This window comes from Streptomyces sp. TRM64462, assembly GCF_013362995.1.
Taxonomy (GTDB): domain Bacteria; phylum Actinomycetota; class Actinomycetes; order Streptomycetales; family Streptomycetaceae; genus Streptomyces.
In genome coordinates this window covers 16,174-34,035 of the sequence record NZ_JABWDV010000447.1, presented here as the reverse complement: position 1 = coordinate 34,035, position 17,862 = coordinate 16,174, and the positions used below count along the sequence as shown (strand labels likewise).

At 69.6% G+C, this 17,862-nt stretch carries 12 protein-coding genes; 7 read left to right on the top strand and 5 right to left on the bottom strand.

Features of this window, described 5'->3' with window-relative positions; all coding sequences use genetic code 11:
- The coding region (locus tag HTZ82_RS28890) for an ATP/GTP-binding protein (protein WP_175412334.1) at positions 1-543 on the top strand (543 nt) is incomplete at its 5' end.
- Between the two features lie 302 nt (positions 544-845).
- Here the strand turns inward: HTZ82_RS28890 and HTZ82_RS28885 are convergent.
- Together HTZ82_RS28885 and HTZ82_RS28880 are read right to left on the bottom strand one after the other, a co-directional pair.
- Positions 846-1,055, bottom strand: a complete 210-nt coding sequence (locus tag HTZ82_RS28885; RefSeq protein ID WP_175412333.1) for an acyl-CoA carboxylase subunit epsilon — start codon at positions 1,053-1,055, stop codon at positions 846-848.
- Between the two features lie 13 nt (positions 1,056-1,068).
- Positions 1,069-2,652: an acyl-CoA carboxylase subunit beta gene (locus HTZ82_RS28880; RefSeq protein WP_175412332.1), complete on the bottom strand. Its 1,584-nt coding sequence runs from the start codon at positions 2,650-2,652 to the stop codon at positions 1,069-1,071.
- 351 nt (positions 2,653-3,003) lie between these two features.
- On the opposite strand from HTZ82_RS28880, the gene HTZ82_RS28875 reads away from it, so the two are divergent.
- Entirely contained in the window at positions 3,004-3,618 is a 615-nt protein-coding gene (locus HTZ82_RS28875) for a YceI family protein (RefSeq protein WP_175412331.1), read from the top strand.
- A 103-nt stretch (positions 3,619-3,721) separates the two neighbouring features.
- Positions 3,722-4,882 (top strand): acyltransferase, encoded by a 1,161-nt coding sequence (locus HTZ82_RS28870; RefSeq protein ID WP_175412330.1) that lies wholly within the window; start codon positions 3,722-3,724, stop codon positions 4,880-4,882.
- Positions 4,883-5,171: 289 nt separating this feature from the next.
- On the opposite strand, the gene HTZ82_RS28865 is transcribed toward HTZ82_RS28870, so the two are convergent.
- The 3 genes from HTZ82_RS28865 to HTZ82_RS28855 all read right to left on the bottom strand — a co-directional run bounded on the left by HTZ82_RS28865 (position 5,172) and on the right by HTZ82_RS28855 (position 6,699).
- Positions 5,172-5,603, bottom strand: coding sequence for an SMI1/KNR4 family protein (locus HTZ82_RS28865; RefSeq protein WP_175412329.1), 432 nt, complete (start codon positions 5,601-5,603; stop codon positions 5,172-5,174).
- 117 nt (positions 5,604-5,720) lie between these two features.
- A complete protein-coding gene (locus tag HTZ82_RS28860; RefSeq protein WP_309235754.1) occupies positions 5,721-6,128 on the bottom strand; it encodes a DUF5959 family protein in 408 nt (135 codons plus the stop codon).
- A 64-nt stretch (positions 6,129-6,192) separates the two neighbouring features.
- Positions 6,193-6,699 (bottom strand): hypothetical protein, encoded by a 507-nt coding sequence (locus HTZ82_RS28855; protein ID WP_175412327.1) that lies wholly within the window; start codon positions 6,697-6,699, stop codon positions 6,193-6,195.
- On the opposite strand from HTZ82_RS28855, the gene HTZ82_RS32985 reads away from it, so the two are divergent.
- Genes HTZ82_RS32985 through HTZ82_RS28845 form a run of 4 tightly spaced genes read left to right on the top strand, consistent with a single transcriptional unit; the run spans position 6,661 to position 17,841 of the window.
- A complete protein-coding gene (locus HTZ82_RS32985; RefSeq protein WP_309235752.1) occupies positions 6,661-10,881 on the top strand; it encodes a DNRLRE domain-containing protein in 4,221 nt (1,406 codons plus the stop codon). The two genes, HTZ82_RS28855 and HTZ82_RS32985, sit on opposite strands and share 39 nt — an antisense overlap.
- Positions 10,803-11,387, top strand: a complete 585-nt coding sequence (locus HTZ82_RS32980) for a LamG-like jellyroll fold domain-containing protein (RefSeq protein WP_309235755.1) — start codon at positions 10,803-10,805, stop codon at positions 11,385-11,387. The genes HTZ82_RS32985 and HTZ82_RS32980 overlap by 79 nt, the downstream gene beginning before the upstream one ends.
- 23 nt (positions 11,388-11,410) lie before the next feature.
- A complete protein-coding gene (locus HTZ82_RS32975) occupies positions 11,411-17,260 on the top strand; it encodes an RHS repeat-associated core domain-containing protein (protein WP_309235751.1) in 5,850 nt (1,949 codons plus the stop codon).
- Positions 17,257-17,841, top strand: coding sequence for an SMI1/KNR4 family protein (locus tag HTZ82_RS28845; protein WP_175412326.1), 585 nt, complete (start codon positions 17,257-17,259; stop codon positions 17,839-17,841). The genes HTZ82_RS32975 and HTZ82_RS28845 overlap by 4 nt, the downstream gene beginning before the upstream one ends.
- The last annotated feature ends 21 nt before the right edge of the window (positions 17,842-17,862 follow it).

Sequence of the window (17,862 nt, the reverse complement as noted above, 5' to 3'; positions counted from 1 at the left end):
ACCACCAGCGCGAAGATCGTGGTGGCGGGCGGCTTCGGCGTGGGCAAGACCACGTTCGTCGGCGCCGTCTCGGAGATCAACCCGCTGCGTACCGAGGCCGTCATGACGTCCGCGTCCGCGGGCATCGACGACCTCACCCACACCGGCGACAAGACCACCACCACGGTGGCCATGGACTTCGGCCGGATCACCCTGGACCAGGACCTGATCCTCTACCTCTTCGGTACACCCGGACAGGACCGCTTCTGGTTCATGTGGGACGACCTCGTACGCGGCGCCATCGGCGCGGTCGTCCTCGTGGACACCCGACGCCTCGCCGACTGCTTCCCCGCCGTCGACTACTTCGAGAACAGCGGCCTCCCCTTCGTCATCGCCCTCAACGGCTTCGACGGACACCAGCCGTACACCCCCGACGAAGTACGCGAGGCGCTGCAGATCGGCCCGGACACGCCCATCATCACCACCGACGCCCGCCACCGCGCGGACGCCAAGAGCGCCCTCATCACCCTCGTCGAGCACGCCCTCATGGCTCGACTGCGGTAAGCGAGCGTTCGACGTTCTTTCTGCGCCTGGGGCCCGCACACCGACCGACCGGTGGAGCGGGCCCCAGGCGTGTCGGCACGCGACGGCTGCGAGCCGTGCCGGGCCGCACAGGGCAGGGCAGGGCGGGGCAAGGCACGCGAAGGGCCCCGCACTCAGGACGAGTGCGGGGCCCTTCGCGGCGTACGGGTTCCCGACGTGCGGGTTCCCGGCGTGCGGGTTCCCGACGTGCGGGTTCCCGACGTGCGGGTTCTGGACGTGCGGGTTCCCGGCGTACGGGCTACCGGCGTACAGGCCGGGGGGTTTCAGCCCTGCCAGGAGTGCGGCGCCCGGAAGCCGGACTGGCGCTCCAGGCGGCGCCAGCCGGCGGTGGAGCGGCCGCGGTGGGCGGGCTCGGCGGCGGGGCGGGCGTTGGCGCGGGCGAGGATGACCGCGGTGAGCGCGGCGAGCTCCTCGGGGGCGGCCTGGCCCTTCTCGACGCGGAGGAGGGAGGCGTCTGCCGTGGGTGTGGTCACAAGAGGCTCCTCGTTACTGGGGCGGGTTGCCGTGCTTGCGGGACGGCAGGTCGGCGTGCTTGGTGCGGAGCATCGCGAGGGACTTGATGAGCACCTCGCGGGTCTCGGCCGGGTCGATGACGTCGTCGACGAGCCCGCGCTCCGCGGCGTAGTAGGGGTGCATCAGCTCGGCCTTGTACTCCTTGACCATGCGGGCGCGCATGGCCTCGGGGTCCTCGGCGTCGGCGATCTGCCGGCGGAAGATGACGTTGGCGGCGCCTTCGGCGCCCATGACGGCGATCTCGTTGGTGGGCCAGGCGTAGGTGAGGTCGGCGCCGATGGACTGCGAGTCCATGACGATGTAGGCGCCGCCGTAGGCCTTGCGCAGGATGAGGCTGATCCGGGGCACGGTCGCGTTGCAGTACGCGTACAGCAGCTTGGCGCCGTGCCGGATGATGCCGCCGTGCTCCTGGTCGACACCGGGCAGGAAGCCGGGCACGTCGAGGAGCGTGATGATCGGGATGTTGAACGCGTCGCACATCTGCACGAAGCGCGCGGCTTTTTCGCTGGCCTCGATGTCGAGGACGCCGGCGAGGGTCTGGGGCTGGTTGGCGACGATGCCGACGACCTGGCCGTCGAGACGGGCGAGGGCGCAGACGATGTTGCGGGCCCAGCGCTCGTGGATCTCCAGGTAGTCGCCGTCGTCGACGAGCTCCTCGATGACCTTGTGCATGTCGTACGGGCGGTTGCCGTCGGCCGGCACGAGGTCCAGCAGTATGTCGCCGCGCCGGTCCGCGGGGTCCTCGCTCGGGTGGGCCGGCGGGTTCTCGCGGTTGTTGGAGGGCAGCATCGAGAGGAGGTAGCGGACCTCCGCGATGCAGGTCTCCTCGTCGTCGTACGCGAAGTGCGCGACGCCGCTGGTCTCGGCGTGGACGTCGGCGCCGCCGAGCCCGTTCTGGGTGATCTCCTCGCCGGTGACGGCCTTGACGACGTCGGGCCCGGTGATGAACATCTGCGAGGTCTCGCGGACCATGAACACGAAGTCGGTCAGCGCGGGGCTGTAGGCGGCGCCGCCGGCGCAGGGTCCGAGCATCACGCTGATCTGCGGGATGACACCGCTGGCCTTGGTGTTGCGCTGGAAGATGCCGCCGTAGCCGGCGAGGGCGGAGACGCCCTCCTGGATACGGGCACCGGCGCCGTCGTTGAGGGAGACGAGCGGTGCGCCGGCCGCGATGGCCATGTCCATGATCTTGTGGATCTTGGTGGCGTGGGCCTCGCCGAGGGCGCCGCCGAAGATCCGGAAGTCGTGCGCGTAGACGAAGACCGTACGGCCCTCGACCGTGCCCCATCCGGTGATGACGCCGTCGGTGTAGGGCTTCTTGTTCTCCAGTCCGAAACCGGTCGCCCGGTGCCGGCGCAACTGCTCCACCTCCCGGAACGATCCCTCGTCCAGCAGGAGCTCGATGCGCTCCCGGGCGGTCAGCTTGCCCTTGGCGTGCTGCGCCTCGGTCGCGCGCTCACTCGGGCCGCGCCGGGCCTCCTCGCGCAGGGCGTGCAGCTCCGCCACACGCCCGTGGGCGTCGGTGGGCTCTCCCTGGGTTTCGTCCACAACGGTCATGCACTGACCCTACGGAGCCGACCAAGGAAATCCCGCAGTCGACTCCGTACAGTCTCCGGACGGTTCTGCTGTGTGCCCTGAACAGAACCGTTTCGGAGGGCAGCCGAAGTGCCAGCATTCAGGCCCGGGCTGTTGTGCGATCCCTACAACGGGGGTGATAGGGGGCGGGTGAGGGGCGACGCGCGGCGGGGTCACCGTATTCGACCACAGACGGGCATGCGGCATCGACTCTGCACGACTCACGCAGATTGCTTGAACTTTAAACGGACGAGGGTTACAGTCGAATTCAGTTCAACATTCAACAACCCATTTCTTCCTCTCCCCTCCCCTCCCTTCGCCAAGGAGCACGTCATGGGCCTCTTCAGCCGCAACACCGCCGCCGCGACCGCTGCGACCCCCGCGACCGCCTCTGCCGACCCGGCACTGGCAGCGCTGACCGGTACGTACACCATCGACCCGTCCCACAGCGGCATCGGCTTCACCGCACGCCACGCCATGGTCACCAACGTGCGGGGCGCGTTCACGGGCTACGAGGGCACGCTGGTCCTGGACGGCACGGACCCGTCGGCGTCCTCGGCGTCCATCGACATCAGGATCGCCTCGATCGACACGGGCAGCGCCGACCGCGACGGCCACCTGCGCAGCGCCGACTTCTTCGACGCCGAGCAGTTCCCGCTGATGACGTTCCGCTCCACGGCGGCCGAGGCCCTGGGCGGCGAGGACTACCGGATCACCGGCGACCTCACCATCAAGGGCGTGACCCGGCCGGTCACCATCGACCTGGAGTTCAACGGCGCCGCGAAGGACCCGTTCGGCAACGAGCGCGTCGGCTTCGAGGGCAAGGCGGAGATCCTGCGCTCGGAGTGGGGCCTGACGTGGAACGCGGCTCTGGAGACGGGCGGTGTGCTGGTCAGCGACAAGATCAAGCTGAGCTTCGAGATCTCTGCGATCCGCTCGGCGGCCTGACGGCGTACGGCTTGACGGCATCCGGCCCCGACGGCACACGGCCTGACGGCACACGGCCTGGCCCGACGACCGGGGGCGGCGGAGAGGTACGGATAATCGCGCCATGCGAAGAACCGCCCGCCGCCGCCCCGGCCGGCCCGCCACGGCCGACCTGTCCGGCAGAGACCGCCTGCCCTCCCTGACCGGCCTGCGTTTCTGGGCGGCACTGGTGGTGGTCCTCTACCACCTGTCACGGCAGGTGGGCGAGCTCCCCGTGATCAGCGACGTCACGTGGTACGGCCGCAGTGGCGTGACATTCTTCTTCGTCCTGTCAGGATTCGTCCTGGCGTGGACGTACGACGGGAAGCCCGTACCGGCCGGGGTCTTCCTCTGGCGCCGCTTCGCCCGCATCTGGCCGCTGCTGGCGGCGACGACGGCCCTGTCGGTCGCGGCGTGGCTGGCCCTGGGCAAGACGGTGACGGCCAAGGCGGTGGCAGCGACACTCCTCCTGGTCAACGCCTGGATGCCGGACCCGGTGATCCTGCGGGGCGGCAACCCGGCGGCGTGGTCGCTGAGCGACGAGGCGTTCTTCTACGCCGTGTTCCCGCTGCTGATGCTGCTCCCGGCGCTGCGCTCGGCGAGCGGCCGGCGCCGCGTGGCCTGGACGGTGTGCGCGGGCGTGCTCCTGGCCTGGACGACCGGCGCCCTGCTGACGGACCCGTCGCTGCGCGCGTGGGCGCTGGACTACCTCCCGCTGACGCGCACACTCCAGTTCTTGCTGGGCGTCACGGCCGGCCTGGCGGTGGCACGCGGCTGGCGCCCGCCGCTGAGCCTCGGGGGGGCGGCCGCACTGGTGGTCGCCTGGCACCTGGCCCTGATCCCCTGGTCGCAGACGGTCCCCGACTCCGCCTGGTACGGCCCGTACCAGGCGTCCCAACTCCTGGCGACCCCGCTGTTCGCCCTCCTGGTCGCGGCAGCGGCCCACGCGGACCTGACGCCCCGCCGAACGGGCCTGACCGGCCAATGGTCCCTGCGCCTCGGGCACTGGTCGTTCGCGTGGTACCTGATCCACGAGGTGGTGATCCGAGTATGGGTGGGCGTATGGGGCCGCCCGGAGGGCCTGGCGGCGACGGCCCAGGCATGGCTGACCGTGCTGGCGGTAAGCCTGACGGTGTCGGCTGCGGCGTACTGCTGGGTGGAACACCCCCTGGAGCGGCGCTTGCGCGCTTGGGGGCCACAGGCAGCCGAGGCCGTGTCTGAAAGGCGTCAGGTCTCGAACCACTGAGCTCACAGCCCGTCGACGCTCTCGCGGCCGAGTGGAAGGGGTGGCGGCCCTGGCAATGGGACGCCGACCCCTTCGCGGCCACAGGTTCCGTATCGCGCGGTTGCTGCCCGACCTGCCTTCTCAGGTCGACCCCATCCGAGGAGTAGGAGTACGGGCCAAGAACACCATCATGCTTCATTGCGAGAGAGGGGTCAGGGGTAGGGCGTGAAGTACGGGGGCTCCCCAGTCGCTCCAAATCCACCGAACCCTTTGAACGACTCGTCGGCCACCAGTCGGTACACGAACTCGCTCATCGACATGTCGAAGCGCTCCGAGCGCTGCCCATCGTCCGGGCCAGGACTGGCCAGGACTCGGGGGATGTAGAACTGTCGGCGAGCCAGGCAAACTCGTCTCCCTGGACGCTCGCTCCCCATTGGAAGATGCCGCCCCGGCCGCCCGGCCGGAACAGGCCCTGCGGAAGGTAGTAGTCCCAACCTGCGGAGTCCTCTTCAGCGATCCGCCAGTTGTCTTCGTACACGTCGGCCAGTTTGGAGTCGGCGCCGTCCGCGGAAGCGTAAACCGTGAAGTAGTCGCAGAAGCCACCGTTGCCGAATGCCTCGCAGAGCTCTTTGTAGTCGGCAGGCAGGGCTGTCCCGATTCGAGACTCGATCGCAGCCCAATCGACGCGAAGGCCGAGTGGGCGCACGCCGACGGCCTCCACAAGCCGGTCGACCCACGACATGCGTCGCTCTTCAGCGGAGGGTTGTCGTGCTGTGGCTGGCGACTGACATGGAGACGTCGACTTCGTGGTCTGGTGCACGGGAGATTCAGTGACCATTACACCGGACGACACAGAGGTCTACATGAGTCCCTGCCTGATGGCCTCGCGGATCCTCTCCAGGCGCAGCCGATTCTCGTTCAGCCACGTATCGGTAACGTCGATCGGCACGCGTACGGCGATCTGCGTTGAGGGGGAGTCCTGGACGGTCACTTCCACTGGGTCCTCGGGTACTACCTCCAGCCAGGCGCTGCGCCCACCGGTGGGCCATTCAATTCCCTCCTCAGCCTCAAGGGCATCAAGACAGCGCCCCCAGTCACTCAAATCCTCTACCGAAACCTGCAGACCGACCCTCCCATTGAGGAAGCCACTCTGCATCACAATTTCGGCAGAATAGTACCACTCTTCTCCAACCACCATAGGTGCATCACATACCACCTCTACTGTGACACTCTGAACCGAATCAGAGAATCGGAAGAGTTCGAGCACTTGCCCTTCTTTTTTCACAGCTGCCTCTCGAGTGGCTTGATGAACTGAGTTGATTCCACCCCTCTCACATCCCCATCCAGGGATCACATTTACAAGAGGGTGGCCTGCCGGAACGGAATTCCACCTGAGGTGCTATGGGGCCGAAAGTGGACCCCTCGGACGACCGGGCCGCGGTCGAGCCGGTCACCGCCGTGCCGTCCGCCGTCAGAGCGGCGACCACGTCCGTGTGCCGGCCCGTCAGCAGACGCTGCTTCACCGTGCCCGTCGCGCCGGCGATCAGGCCGCCGCCCGGCGTGCGGGTGAGCAGTCGGTTGCGCTTGTCGTACTGCGCCGCTGCCGTGCCCGGCGGCGTCCGGTTGACCGGCCAGGTGACCAGAAGTGTGTGCGGTATGAGGCGGTATGACGCATGATCAATTTCACATAAGGTGTGGAGATGTTGTGCGTATCCTGTGAGGTGACGTAATTCTTTCCCGCTTTTGATCACCACTGCGGGGAGCTTTCCGTGCGCGTCGCGCGTCCTCTCGTTCTGTCCATGGCCTTCGTCATGGCCGTACTCGTCGGCACCGAGCACGCGGCACTCGCCGTCGGTGGCCGATTCGGCGCGGCCGCGGTCGAGTCCGGGGAGCGGCCCGAGCAAGGCTGGGGCGGCGCCGACGGGTTGGGGCACCGGACCGACGCGAACCGTACCGAGGCCGCGGCGTCCGGTGGGCGCGACGGTGCTCTGACCGCCCCGGGGCAGCTCGGCCCCGAACAGGGCGCGTCCGAGGTGAAGCTGCCTGGCGCCCCGAAGCCGCCGGCCATGGGCGAGGTCGAGGCCGTGCCCCCGCCGGTTCCGGCCCAGCCGCCCGGCGGGTTCGACGAGAAGGTCAGCAAGGAGCTCCCCGACGAGCGTGCCGAGCGGGCCCGGACGTTCCTCAACCAGGACGGCAGCTACACCACCCGCTTCTACAACGAGCCCGTCAACTTCCAGCGCGCTCCCGGCGTCTGGGAGCAGGTCGACACGACCCTCGTCAAGCCCACGGGCCCGCACAGCATGAGCACAGCCGACAGCTCTGACGCGTGGCAGCCCGTCTCCACCCAGGCCGGCATCTCCTTCGCGGAGTTCGCCGACGCCGCGCCACTCGCCCGGATCACCGTGGCCGACGGGATGTCGGTGGCGTACTCCGTCGAGGGCTCCGGTCACGTCCAGGGAGCAGCGGACGGCAGCACCATCACCTACCCCGGCCTGCGTCCCTCGGCCGATCTCGAACTCCTCGCCGGCAACGCCTCGCTGAAGGAGACCCTCGTCCTCAACGACGCGGACGCTCCTTCCGAGTGGCGCTTCCCTCTGCTGCTGGAAGGACTCACCGCTTCCCTGGACGGCCAGGGTGCGGTGGTGTTCGCCGACGCCGGCGGCACCGAGCGCGCCCGCATGCCGCGTGGCTGGATGGAAGACGCGAATGTCACACCGAACGCCCATCAGGGTGTGCTGTCCGACGGTGTCACGTATGGCCTGGCAACCGAGAACGGCCGTCAGATTCTGACCGTTTCGCTCGATCAGGAGTGGTTGCAGGCTCCGGAGCGGGTCTTCCCCGTGCGGGTCGATCCCTCCGTCACCGCGTTCAGCGCCACCTCCGGAACCTACGTCCAGTCGCCGTACAACACCAATTTCTCGACGGACACGGTCCTGAAGGCGGGCACGTATGACGGCGGCGGGCACAAGGCCGCGTCCTTCCTGCGCTTCTCGGGCGTCGAGACGACGCTGAAGAACGCCTGGGTCGTCAGCGCCAACCTCGCCCTTTACAACACTTGGTCGTACTCCTGCAACGCCCGGCCCGTGACGGTCCACCCCATCACGTCGAACTGGTCCGAGAGCACCACCACCCAGTACCCCGGCCCGGCCACCGGTGCGTCCCTCGCCTCCAAGAGCTTCGCGCACGGCTGGCGCCCCTCGGGCACCACCACCTGGTCCTGCGGCCCCGCCTGGGAGAGCATCCCGCTCGGCGCGGCGGGCCGGCAGCTCGTGGACGACTGGACCCACGGCCGCAAGAAGAACTACGGCCTCGCCGTCAAGGCGTCCGTCACCGACTCGAACGGCTGGAAGCAGTTCGGCTCGGACGGCTACGCCAACGGCAAGCCCAGCCTCGACATCACGTGGACGAAGTACGGCGCCACATACAAACTCGGTGAGTTCCTCAGCCCGGTGAACGCCACCACCGAGAGCACGATGCGCGTCACCGTCACCAACCAGGGTCAGCAGACCTGGGCCAAGGGCGGCAACATCAAGCTGCGCTACAACCTGTACGACGCGGCCAACAAGGAGATCACCGACTCCAGCAAGATCCGCTGGACGGCTCTGCCGGTCGACGTCCCGCCGGGCGGCAGCGTCACCCTGGACGGCAGGATCGCTCCGCTGACGCCCGCCACGTACACGCTCGTGTGGACGATGGACGACGTCGGCGTGACCCGCTTCACCAGCCAGGGCATCCCTGGGCCGGCCGTGAAGTTCTCCGCGGTCAACATCCCGCCGCATCTCACGGCCGCATCCCCCGCGAGCGGCGCCGTACTCCACTCGCTCACACCGACGCTGTGGGCCGCAGGCGCCGACCAGGACCGCTACCCGCAGGCCCTGCAGTACCAGTTCGAGGTGTGCGAGGTCGAGGGCAAGGACACGCGCAAGAACTGCCGCACCGGCACACGCGGCCCGGTCCAGCAGTGGGCCGTACCGGCGGGCTGGCTCACGTGGGGCAAGACCTACGCCTGGTACGCGTACGCCTACGACGGCGCCGCCACGTCGGCCCGGCCCGGGCCCTCGCTGTTCACGGCCGAGGTACCCCAGCCGGGCGTCACCAGCAGCCTCGGCGGCTCGGACCCCGGCCACGAGTTCGGTTCCCGCGCCGGCAACTTCACCACCGCCGCAACGGACGCCGCGCTGCCCACGGTGGGGCCGGAGCTGGCCGTCACCCGTACATACAACTCCCTGGACCCGCGCACCGGCGGGGCGTTCGGCGCGGGGTGGACCACGCGCTGGGACGTGCACCTCGTCGAGGAGCCGCTCGGCAACACCGTCCTGGTCACGGCCGCCGACGGCTCCCAGGCGCGGTACGGGCGGAACCTCGACGGCACGTACGCGGGCCCGTCCGGTTCCACGAGCCGGCTGACACGCCAGACCGACGGCTGGGTGCTGCGCGACCGGTCCGGCGCCACCTACCACTTCGGCACCGACGGGTACCTCGCGCGGATCGTGGACGGCGCAGGGCGCGGGCAGACGCTGACGCGCGCCGCGGACGGGAGCACGCTCACCAAGGTCGCCGACGACCTGTCCGGCCGCAGCATCAGCTTCACGTGGTCCGGCGGCCACGTCGCCTCCGTGACGACGAGCCCCGTGGACACCGGCAAGCCCGGCCTGACGTGGACGTACACCTACGACGGCGACCGGCTGACGAAGGTCTGCCCGCCGTCCTCGGCCACCCAGTGCACGACCTACACCTACGAGGGCGGCTCCCTCTACCGGGCCGGCGTCCTGGACGCCAACCCGCTCTCGTACTGGCGGCTCGGTGAGTCGGAAGGGGCAGTCGTCCGCAGCGAGGCGCCGTCACGTACGGGCCTCAACGACGCCCTCTACCGTGACGTCGTCCTTGGATCGGCGCCCGCGGTCGCCGGTACGGCCGACACCTCGGCCTCCTTCGACGGGGTGAACTCGGTGGTCGAACTGCCCGACAACACCCTGCGGGCGTCGGCGTTCGTGTCGGTCGAGATGTGGTTCAGGACGACGAAGGCCGGTGTGCTCGCCAGCCTGCAGGACGCCGAGGCGGGACAGCGGCCGAGCCGCTTCAGCCCGTACCTCAGCGTCGACGGCGAGGGGCGGCTGCGCGGCCAGTTCTACACCGTGGAGCACGGCGGCACGAAACCCATCGTCTCGGTACAGGCCGTCACCGACGACGCCTGGCACCACGTGGTGCTCACCAGCGCCGGGACGACACAGACGCTGTACCTCGACGGCGCCGAGGTCGGCAGCCTCACCGGCACCGTGCAGGCGCGCGGCGACCAGTACGCCTACCTCGGCTCCGGCTGGGGCAACGAGGGCTGGATGGGCGTCCCGGCCGGCACGTACCCCTTCCAGGGCTCGATCGACGAAGTCGCCGTGTACGGCCACGCCCTCGACGAGGGCACCGTGGCCGAGCACTACGCCGCCCGGACCGCGTCCAGCCTGATGACGAAGGTGGTGCTGCCCTCCGGCCGCACCCACGCGACGGCCCAGTACGACCCGGCGACCGCGCGTCTCGTCAGCACGACCGACGCGAACGGCGGCACCTGGAAGGTGTCCCACGCCTCCTACGCGTCCGGCTCAGCCGCCTACCAGGACGCCGTGCTGGCCAAGCGGCCGCAGGGCTACTGGCGGCTCGGCGAGCGCAACGGCGCCCAGGCGACGAGCGTCGTGGGCACCGGCATGGACGGCTCGTACCGCGACGGCGTCGACCTCGGCAACCCGGGCGTGTTCGCGGACGGCGACAACACGTCCGTCAGCCTCGACGGCACCGAGGGCGTGGTGGAGGTCCAGCCGGAGCCGCTCGCCACGGCGAGCGCGATGACGCTGGAGCTGTGGTTCCGTACGTCCAAGCCGGAGACCGTGCTGTTCGGCTTCCAGAACTCCGACATCTCCCAGCAGCCGACCTCCATCACCCCGCCCTCCTCATCGACCGCGGCGGCAAGCTGCGCGGCCAGCTCGACAAGAGCCAGGCCGGCACCACCATCGCGTCCACGCGAGTGGTGACGGACAACGAGTGGCACCACGTGATGCTGTCCGGCTACAGCGGTGGGCAGTTCCTCTACCTGGACGGAGAGTTCATCGGGAGTCTCTCCGGGGCGATCAAGCCGATCCCCCTGTCCCACGCCTACCTCGGCGGCGGCTACGTCACGACGCCGTGGGACGGCCAGCTCGCCGGCACGAAGTACTTCGCGGGGCAGATCGACGAGGCCGCGCTGTACACGACGGCACTCGGCCACGGCAGTGCGGCGCAGAACTACCGTGCCCGTACGGGCCTCGTGTCCGGCGACGCCCGCACTACCGCGGATCCGTCGTCGGCGACGCCCCTGCCGCCTTCTGGCGCCTGGACGAACCGGAGGGCGCGGCCAGGGCCGCCAGCGAGCTCGCCGCCAACAGCGCCACCGGCACGTACACGAACACCACCCTGGGCACCACCGGCGTCTTCGGCGTCCACGACGGCACCGCGGCGCAGCTCACCGGCACCGGACAGATCACCGTGCCGAGCGACCTGATCACCGCTTCCACGAATGTCGCTGTGGAACTGTGGTTCCGGACCACGCAGAAGGGTGTGCTGCTCGGTCTCCAGAACGCGCCGATCGGCAGCACGCCGACCGACTACCGCCCGGTGCTCAACGTCGGCGCGGACGGGTTGCTGCGCGGCCAGTTCTGGACCGCGGACCAGTCGACCGGCGCCACGCCGATGAAGTCGTCCGCCGGCGTCACCGACAACCAGTGGCACCACGCCGTCCTGAGCGCGTCCGGCAACAGCCAGGCCCTGTACCTGGACGGCGTCCGCGTCGGCACCATCGACCGGGCGGCACGCCACCTCCCGGGTGTGCACGCCTACCTGGGCGGCGGCTACGCGAACACCGCCTGGATGGGCGTGAGCACCGCGGGAACGTACCGCTTCACCGGTCAGCTCGACGAGGTGGCCGTCTACCAGCACGGCCTGACCGACGACCAGGTCAACGCCCACTACCAGGCCCGGGCCCGCAGCGGCGTCTCCGGACTCGCCTCGTCCGTCACGGTCACCGACCCCGCCGGGCACGCCACGACCACGACGTACGACGCGGTGCGCGGCCACCGCAGGACGGCGTTCACCGACGCCGAAGGCGGCCTGACCACGTACGCCTACGATGCGGGCGGCTTCCTCAGCACCGTGACCGACCCCAACGGCCACTCCACCATCACGGGCCACGACACGCGCGGCAACACGGTCACGACGACCGCCTGCCGGGACGTCAACGCCTGCTGGACGACGTTCTCGGACTACTACCTGAACGCAGCCGACCCGCTGGACCCGCGCAACGACAAGCCGACCGCGGTCCGTGACGCGCGCTCCTCCGGCCCGGGCGACGACCGGTACCGCACCACCACCACGTACACGGACCTGGGTCTGCCGGCCACCACCACCCTCGCCGACGGGCGCCAGGCCGTCCGGACGTACACGACGGGCACCGAGGCCGCCGTCGGAGGCGGCACCGCCCCGGCGGGCCTGGTGGCGTCGGAGCGCACGCCCGGCGGAGCGACGACGACGTACGCCTACTTCGCCAACGGCGACCTGGCGCGCGTCACCTCCCCGTCCGGGCTGGTGACGAGCTACGCCTACGACGGCCTGGGCCGGAAGCTGTCCGAGACCCAGACATCCGACACGTTCCCCGAGGGCGTCACCACGACGTTCGCGTACGACGCCCAGTCGAAGATCGTCACCGAGACCGGTGTCGGCGTGCGGAACGAGATCACCGGCACCACGCACACCGCGAAGATCAGCCGCACCTTCGACGCGGACGGCGCCCTGCTCACCGAGACGGTGGCGGACACCACCGGCGGAGACACCGCACGGACCACGACGTACGCGTACAACGCGCTCGGCCAACAGGAGCGGATCACGGACGCGGAGGGCGGCAGTACCTCCTTCACGTATGACGCGTTCGGGCGGGTGGTCCAGGAGACGGACGCCCTGGGCACCGCGTACGCGACGACGTACACCCCGCGCGGCCAGCACGCCGAAACGATTCTGAAGGGCTGGACCGGCGACCCGTCCGGCGAGCCGCGCGACCTCGTCCTGGAGTCGTACGCCTACGACCCGGCCGGCCGGCTCGCCACCACCACGGACGCGATGGGCGCCACCACGGCGTACACCTACTTCGACGACGGCCTCCCCGCCACGACGACCGCCCGGCAGATCACCCAGGCCGACGGCACCCGCCGCGACATCGTCCTGGAGGCCAACACCTACGACGGCGCCGGGCACCTCACCCGCCAGGTGACGAACGGCGGCACCACGGCCGTCACGTACACCGTCGACGCCACGGGCCGCACGACGCGCAGCGTCCTCGACCCCGACGGCCTGGCCCGGACGACGACGTTCGCGTACGACGCGGACGACCGCGTCACGGAATCGACGGCCGCCGTCGACGCGACCGGCCGCACCCTGAAGGCGACCACCGAGTACGACGCGGCCGGCAACCCGGTCCGCACCACGGTCACCGACGGCACCGGCACGCCCCGGTCCACGGTGAGCACCTACGACCAGCGCGGCATGCTCCTCTCCGAGACCAGCGCGCGCGGCACCGAGGCCGGGGCCGACGCGACGGCGCACACGACGACGTACCGCTACGACGCCCTCGGCCGCCTGGTCGAGACCAAAGCCCCACCCGTCGCGGCGGAGGAGAACGGGGCGACGGCCCAGACCGTGCGCCCCACCGCACTGACCGGCTACAACACGTTCGGCGAGCCCACCGCGACGCGCGACCCGCGCGGCGCCGTCACGCGCGCCGAGTTCGACCGGCTCGGCCGGGCCACCGCGGTGACCCTCCCGGCGTACACCCCGCCGGGCGCGAGCGAGCCGCTGACGTCCGTCACCCGCACGACGTACGACGCGCTGGGCCGCACGGCCACGGTGACGGACGCGCTGAACCGCACGACCCGCTACGGCTACGACCAGCTCGGCCACCTCGTACAGCGCACCGACCCGTTGGCGGGCGGCGCGCCCAGCCTGGAGGAGCCGAGCCCGTTCACCACGGACAGCACGGACCTGGACGGCGCGGGGGTCAGCCGCTACACGTGGACGCCGACCGGTCTCCAGCTCTCAGCCACGGACCCGACGGGTGCGCGGACGGAGGCGACCTATGACGAGCTCGGCCGGATGGTGACGTCCACGACGGTCGAGCGGCGCCCCGCGCTGCGCAACCTCACGACCCGCTACACGTGGGACGACGCGGGCCGGCAGATCGCGACGACCTCGCCCTCGGGCCGCACGGCCACGGTGACGTACAACCCGGCGGGCGAACCGCTGACGGCGTCGGACCCGGCGGGCGGAGTGACCCGGTTCGCGTACGACGGCCTGGGCCGCCGCACGTCGGTGACGGACCCCACGGGCCGCCGGAGCACGGTGGAGTACGACGCGCTCGGCCTCCCGCTGAAGGCCACGGACTACGGCACCTCCTCGACCCCGCTGCGTTCCGTGACGAGCGAGTACGACGCCGACGGCAACCTCACGGCAGCGGTCACGGCCACGGGCGCGCGCACCACGTACACGATGGACGCCCTGGGCCGGCCGACCCGGATGGTCGAACCGGTCAAGGACGGCGGGTCCATCACGACGACGTTCGGCTACGACGCGACGGGCAACCGCACGCGGCTGACGGACGGCCGGGGCAACACGACGCTGTACACCTTCAACGCGTGGGGCCTGCCCGAGTCGACGATCGAGCCGGTGACGGGCGCCCACCCCGCGGCGGCGGACCGCACGTGGACCACCGTGTACGACGCGGCGGGCCAGCCGGTGACCGACCTGCTCCCCGGTGGCGTGAAGCGGCAGCGTACGTACGACGGCCTGGGCCGCCTGACGCGCGAAACGGGCACGGGCGCGGAGGCGACCACCGTCGACCGCCTCTTCTCGTACGACCTGGCGAACCGCATCATCAGCGCCGGCACCCACGAGCTGACGTACCAGAACGTGTACACGTACAACGACCGCGGCCAGCTGCTGACGACGGACGGCCCGGCGGGCACGTCGAGCTACGCGTACGACGACGACGGCAACATGACGTCGCGTACGGACGCGGCCGGGACCACGGCGTACGGCTACGACACGGCCGGCCGCCTCAGCCGCACCGACGACCCGGTGACGGGCGCGCGGACCGTGACGTCGTACGACGCGGCGGGCCGCCCGGCGGCGGAGCAGCACACCCGCCTGTCGGCGGACGGCCAGGCCTGGACGGTGGAGGCGCAGCGCGCGTACGCCTACGACGCGCTGGGCCGCCTGACGGACGACAGGACGACGACGGCCACGGGCACGGTCCTGACGCGCCTGGGCTACGGCTACGACGCGGACGACCGCCTGGTGCGCAAGGAGTCGGAGGGCACGGGCACGGCGGGCGCGGGTGTGCAGACGTACGCCTACGACCAGGCGGGCCGCCTGGTGTCTGCGACGAACGGCACGGTGACGACGCCGTACGCGTGGGACGCGGCGGGCAACCGGACGCTGGCGGGCACGGCGAGCGCGCAGTACGACGAACGCAACCGCCTGTTGACGGACGGCACGCGCACGTACGGCTACACGCCGCGGGGCACGCTGTCCTCGATCGCCACGCCTGATGCGCCGGAGCGGGCGCTGACGTTCGACGCTTTCGAACGCAAGGTGACCGACGGCGCGGCGGTGTACGCGTACGACTCCTTCGACCGCGTGCTCAGCCGGGGCGGGACGTCGTTCCTCTACGACGGCGGTTCGAACAACCTGGTCTCGGACGGGACGACGGCCTACACCCGCACGCCGGGCGGCGGCCTGATCGCCGGCGCGACGGGCACGGTGAAGCAGCGTCTGCTGACGGACCGGCACACGGACGTGGTCGCCGCTCTGACGGCGGACGGCACGGCGGTGACCGGCTCCACCTCGTACGACCCGTTCGGCAAGCCCCAGGCCACGGCGGGCACGACCCCGTCGCTGGGCTACCAGTCCGGCTACACCGACCCCGACAACGGCGACGTCAACATGGCCGCCCGCTGGTACCAGCCCGGCACCGGCGCGTTCGCCTCCCGCGACACCTGGCTCCTCGACCCCAGCCCCTCGGCCCAGGCCAACCGCTACACCTACGCCAACACCGACCCCCTCAACGGCACCGACCCCACCGGACACATGAACGCCGACCTGGGCAGCGCCAGCCGCACGCACTCACGGGGAGCCTCCTACGGCTACCAGCCCTTCCCCGTCACAGGTCCGGTCCGATACCCCAGCGTTAAGCCGCAGCCCAGGCCCAAGAGCACGCGCCCCAAGACGCGTCCGCCCAAGAGCACTCGCCCCAGCGGCCGCACCACCTCCCGAAACCAGGCACGCCGCAACGCCCTGGAGATGGAGCGCTACGACACGGCACGTTCTCCCATACAGACGCGCCCGACTCGCCCCGGCACACCCCGCCCCGACCACGACCGTGGCCGAACCGACTCCGCGCCGGGCTCCGGTGGCAACTCTGGCGGCACCGGCTTCGCGGGCGGGAGCGGCGGAGGGTGTCGGGTCTCATGCACCAGCAGGCCGCCCGCCCCGCCCATCGACCAGAACCCCAACAACGGCCCCAACCCCGTCCCCGCAGTCGAGCGCCCCATCCCCAAACCCGACTGGGGCAGCAGCAAACCCGGAGGCTGGCAGCCCAAAGACGGCTGGCAAATCATCATCGGCGCCCTCGACATGCTCGGACTCGGCGACAACAGCCAATACACCCCCGACCAAGCCCCCGACACCCACCCCGCACCCGGCATAGATCCTGGTACTGGTAACGATCGCCGCCATTCAGGGGACTGCAGAGGAGCATGGGGCGGCTGGCGAAAGTACAGTCCGGTCGATAGGTCGCAAGGAAACCGGGCCACGGGTGTCGAGGCTTGCCTTGACAAGGCGTTTGTCGAAGCCAACCCCGGCACCGCCACCAACACCAAGGCTGTGGCTCCCCCGGGGTACACCTGGGCGGCGATATTCGCCTCGAACAACGGCAACCGCCCTGCCAAGTACTGGCGTAATGCGTGCCACCTACTGGGCAAACAGCTGAGTGGCGACGGTCTTCGACATGACAATCTGGCAACATGTTCTCGGTCGGCGAATGCAGCACCAATGGACAGTCGAGATCCCGGGCAGTTCCCGAATATGGTGTTCTACGAGAATCAGGTGAAGGCTGCGATCGATGTAGGTCAGGTGGTTCACTACAAGGTGACACCCAAGTGTGCGGGAAACCGAGTCGTTCCGATCAGCTTCCGCATGCAGGCACGCGGAGTAACCGAAGACGGGGCCCCTGGAATTCAATTTGACAACGAGGTACCCAACCTCATGTACAGCCTCAACGATCGCGGGTACTACAATCTCGGCACTCGAGTACCGGAGGGCTACCAGAAGTGAGCAGCCATATTGTGCAACTGCGTCAACTGCTGACAATCCTCGGGGAAGAAGCGGGAGACAGCATAGACTGGAAAGCGACCGAAGCTGCCTACAACGTAGTCTTCCCCGAAGACTACAAGGAATTCATTCGAACGTTCGGCAATGGGACGATCGAGGGAATGATTGGCGTCAAAATCCCCATCGTCACCTCTGATCCGACGGTCAGACGCGTGGACACCTTGCCTCGGCCTGCCCTTGAAAATCCTGATGTGAGCAAGTGGATCCGACCGGATCTCGGCGAGAAGTATCGGCTCACACAGATCCTTGTTTGGGGAGATACGGACAGCGCAGACACTCTCGGCTGGATCGTGGGCGGCCCCGACCCGGAAAAGTGGCCGCTCGCCGTCTATTCGCGAGGGGATGCGGCCTGGTCGGTCTATCACTGCGGCATGGTGGAGTTCCTGGTGAAGCTTCTCCGCGGCGAATTTACCGAATGCCCTATCAGCGACACTTCTCTTGTGGGATTGGAAAACCCTCGCTTCTTGCATGACAGGGACGAGGAACGCCTCGCAGAGCAAGGCATTTACCCATGGGATGAGTGAGGGATGTCAAACCACCCCCAG

What these genes read in the sequence shown, in the direction of transcription:
- HTZ82_RS28880 (WP_175412332.1), bottom strand. Translation starts at nt 2,652, where the DNA reads ATGACCGTTGTGGACGAAACCCAGGGAGAGCCCACCGACGCCCACGGG.
- HTZ82_RS28875 (WP_175412331.1), top strand. Translation starts at nt 3,004, where the DNA reads ATGGGCCTCTTCAGCCGCAACACCGCCGCCGCGACCGCTGCGACCCCC.
- HTZ82_RS28870 (WP_175412330.1), top strand. Translation starts at nt 3,722, where the DNA reads ATGCGAAGAACCGCCCGCCGCCGCCCCGGCCGGCCCGCCACGGCCGAC.
- HTZ82_RS28865 (WP_175412329.1), bottom strand. Translation starts at nt 5,603, where the DNA reads ATGTCGTGGGTCGACCGGCTTGTGGAGGCCGTCGGCGTGCGCCCACTC.
- HTZ82_RS32985 (WP_309235752.1), top strand. Translation starts at nt 6,661, where the DNA reads ATGGCCTTCGTCATGGCCGTACTCGTCGGCACCGAGCACGCGGCACTC.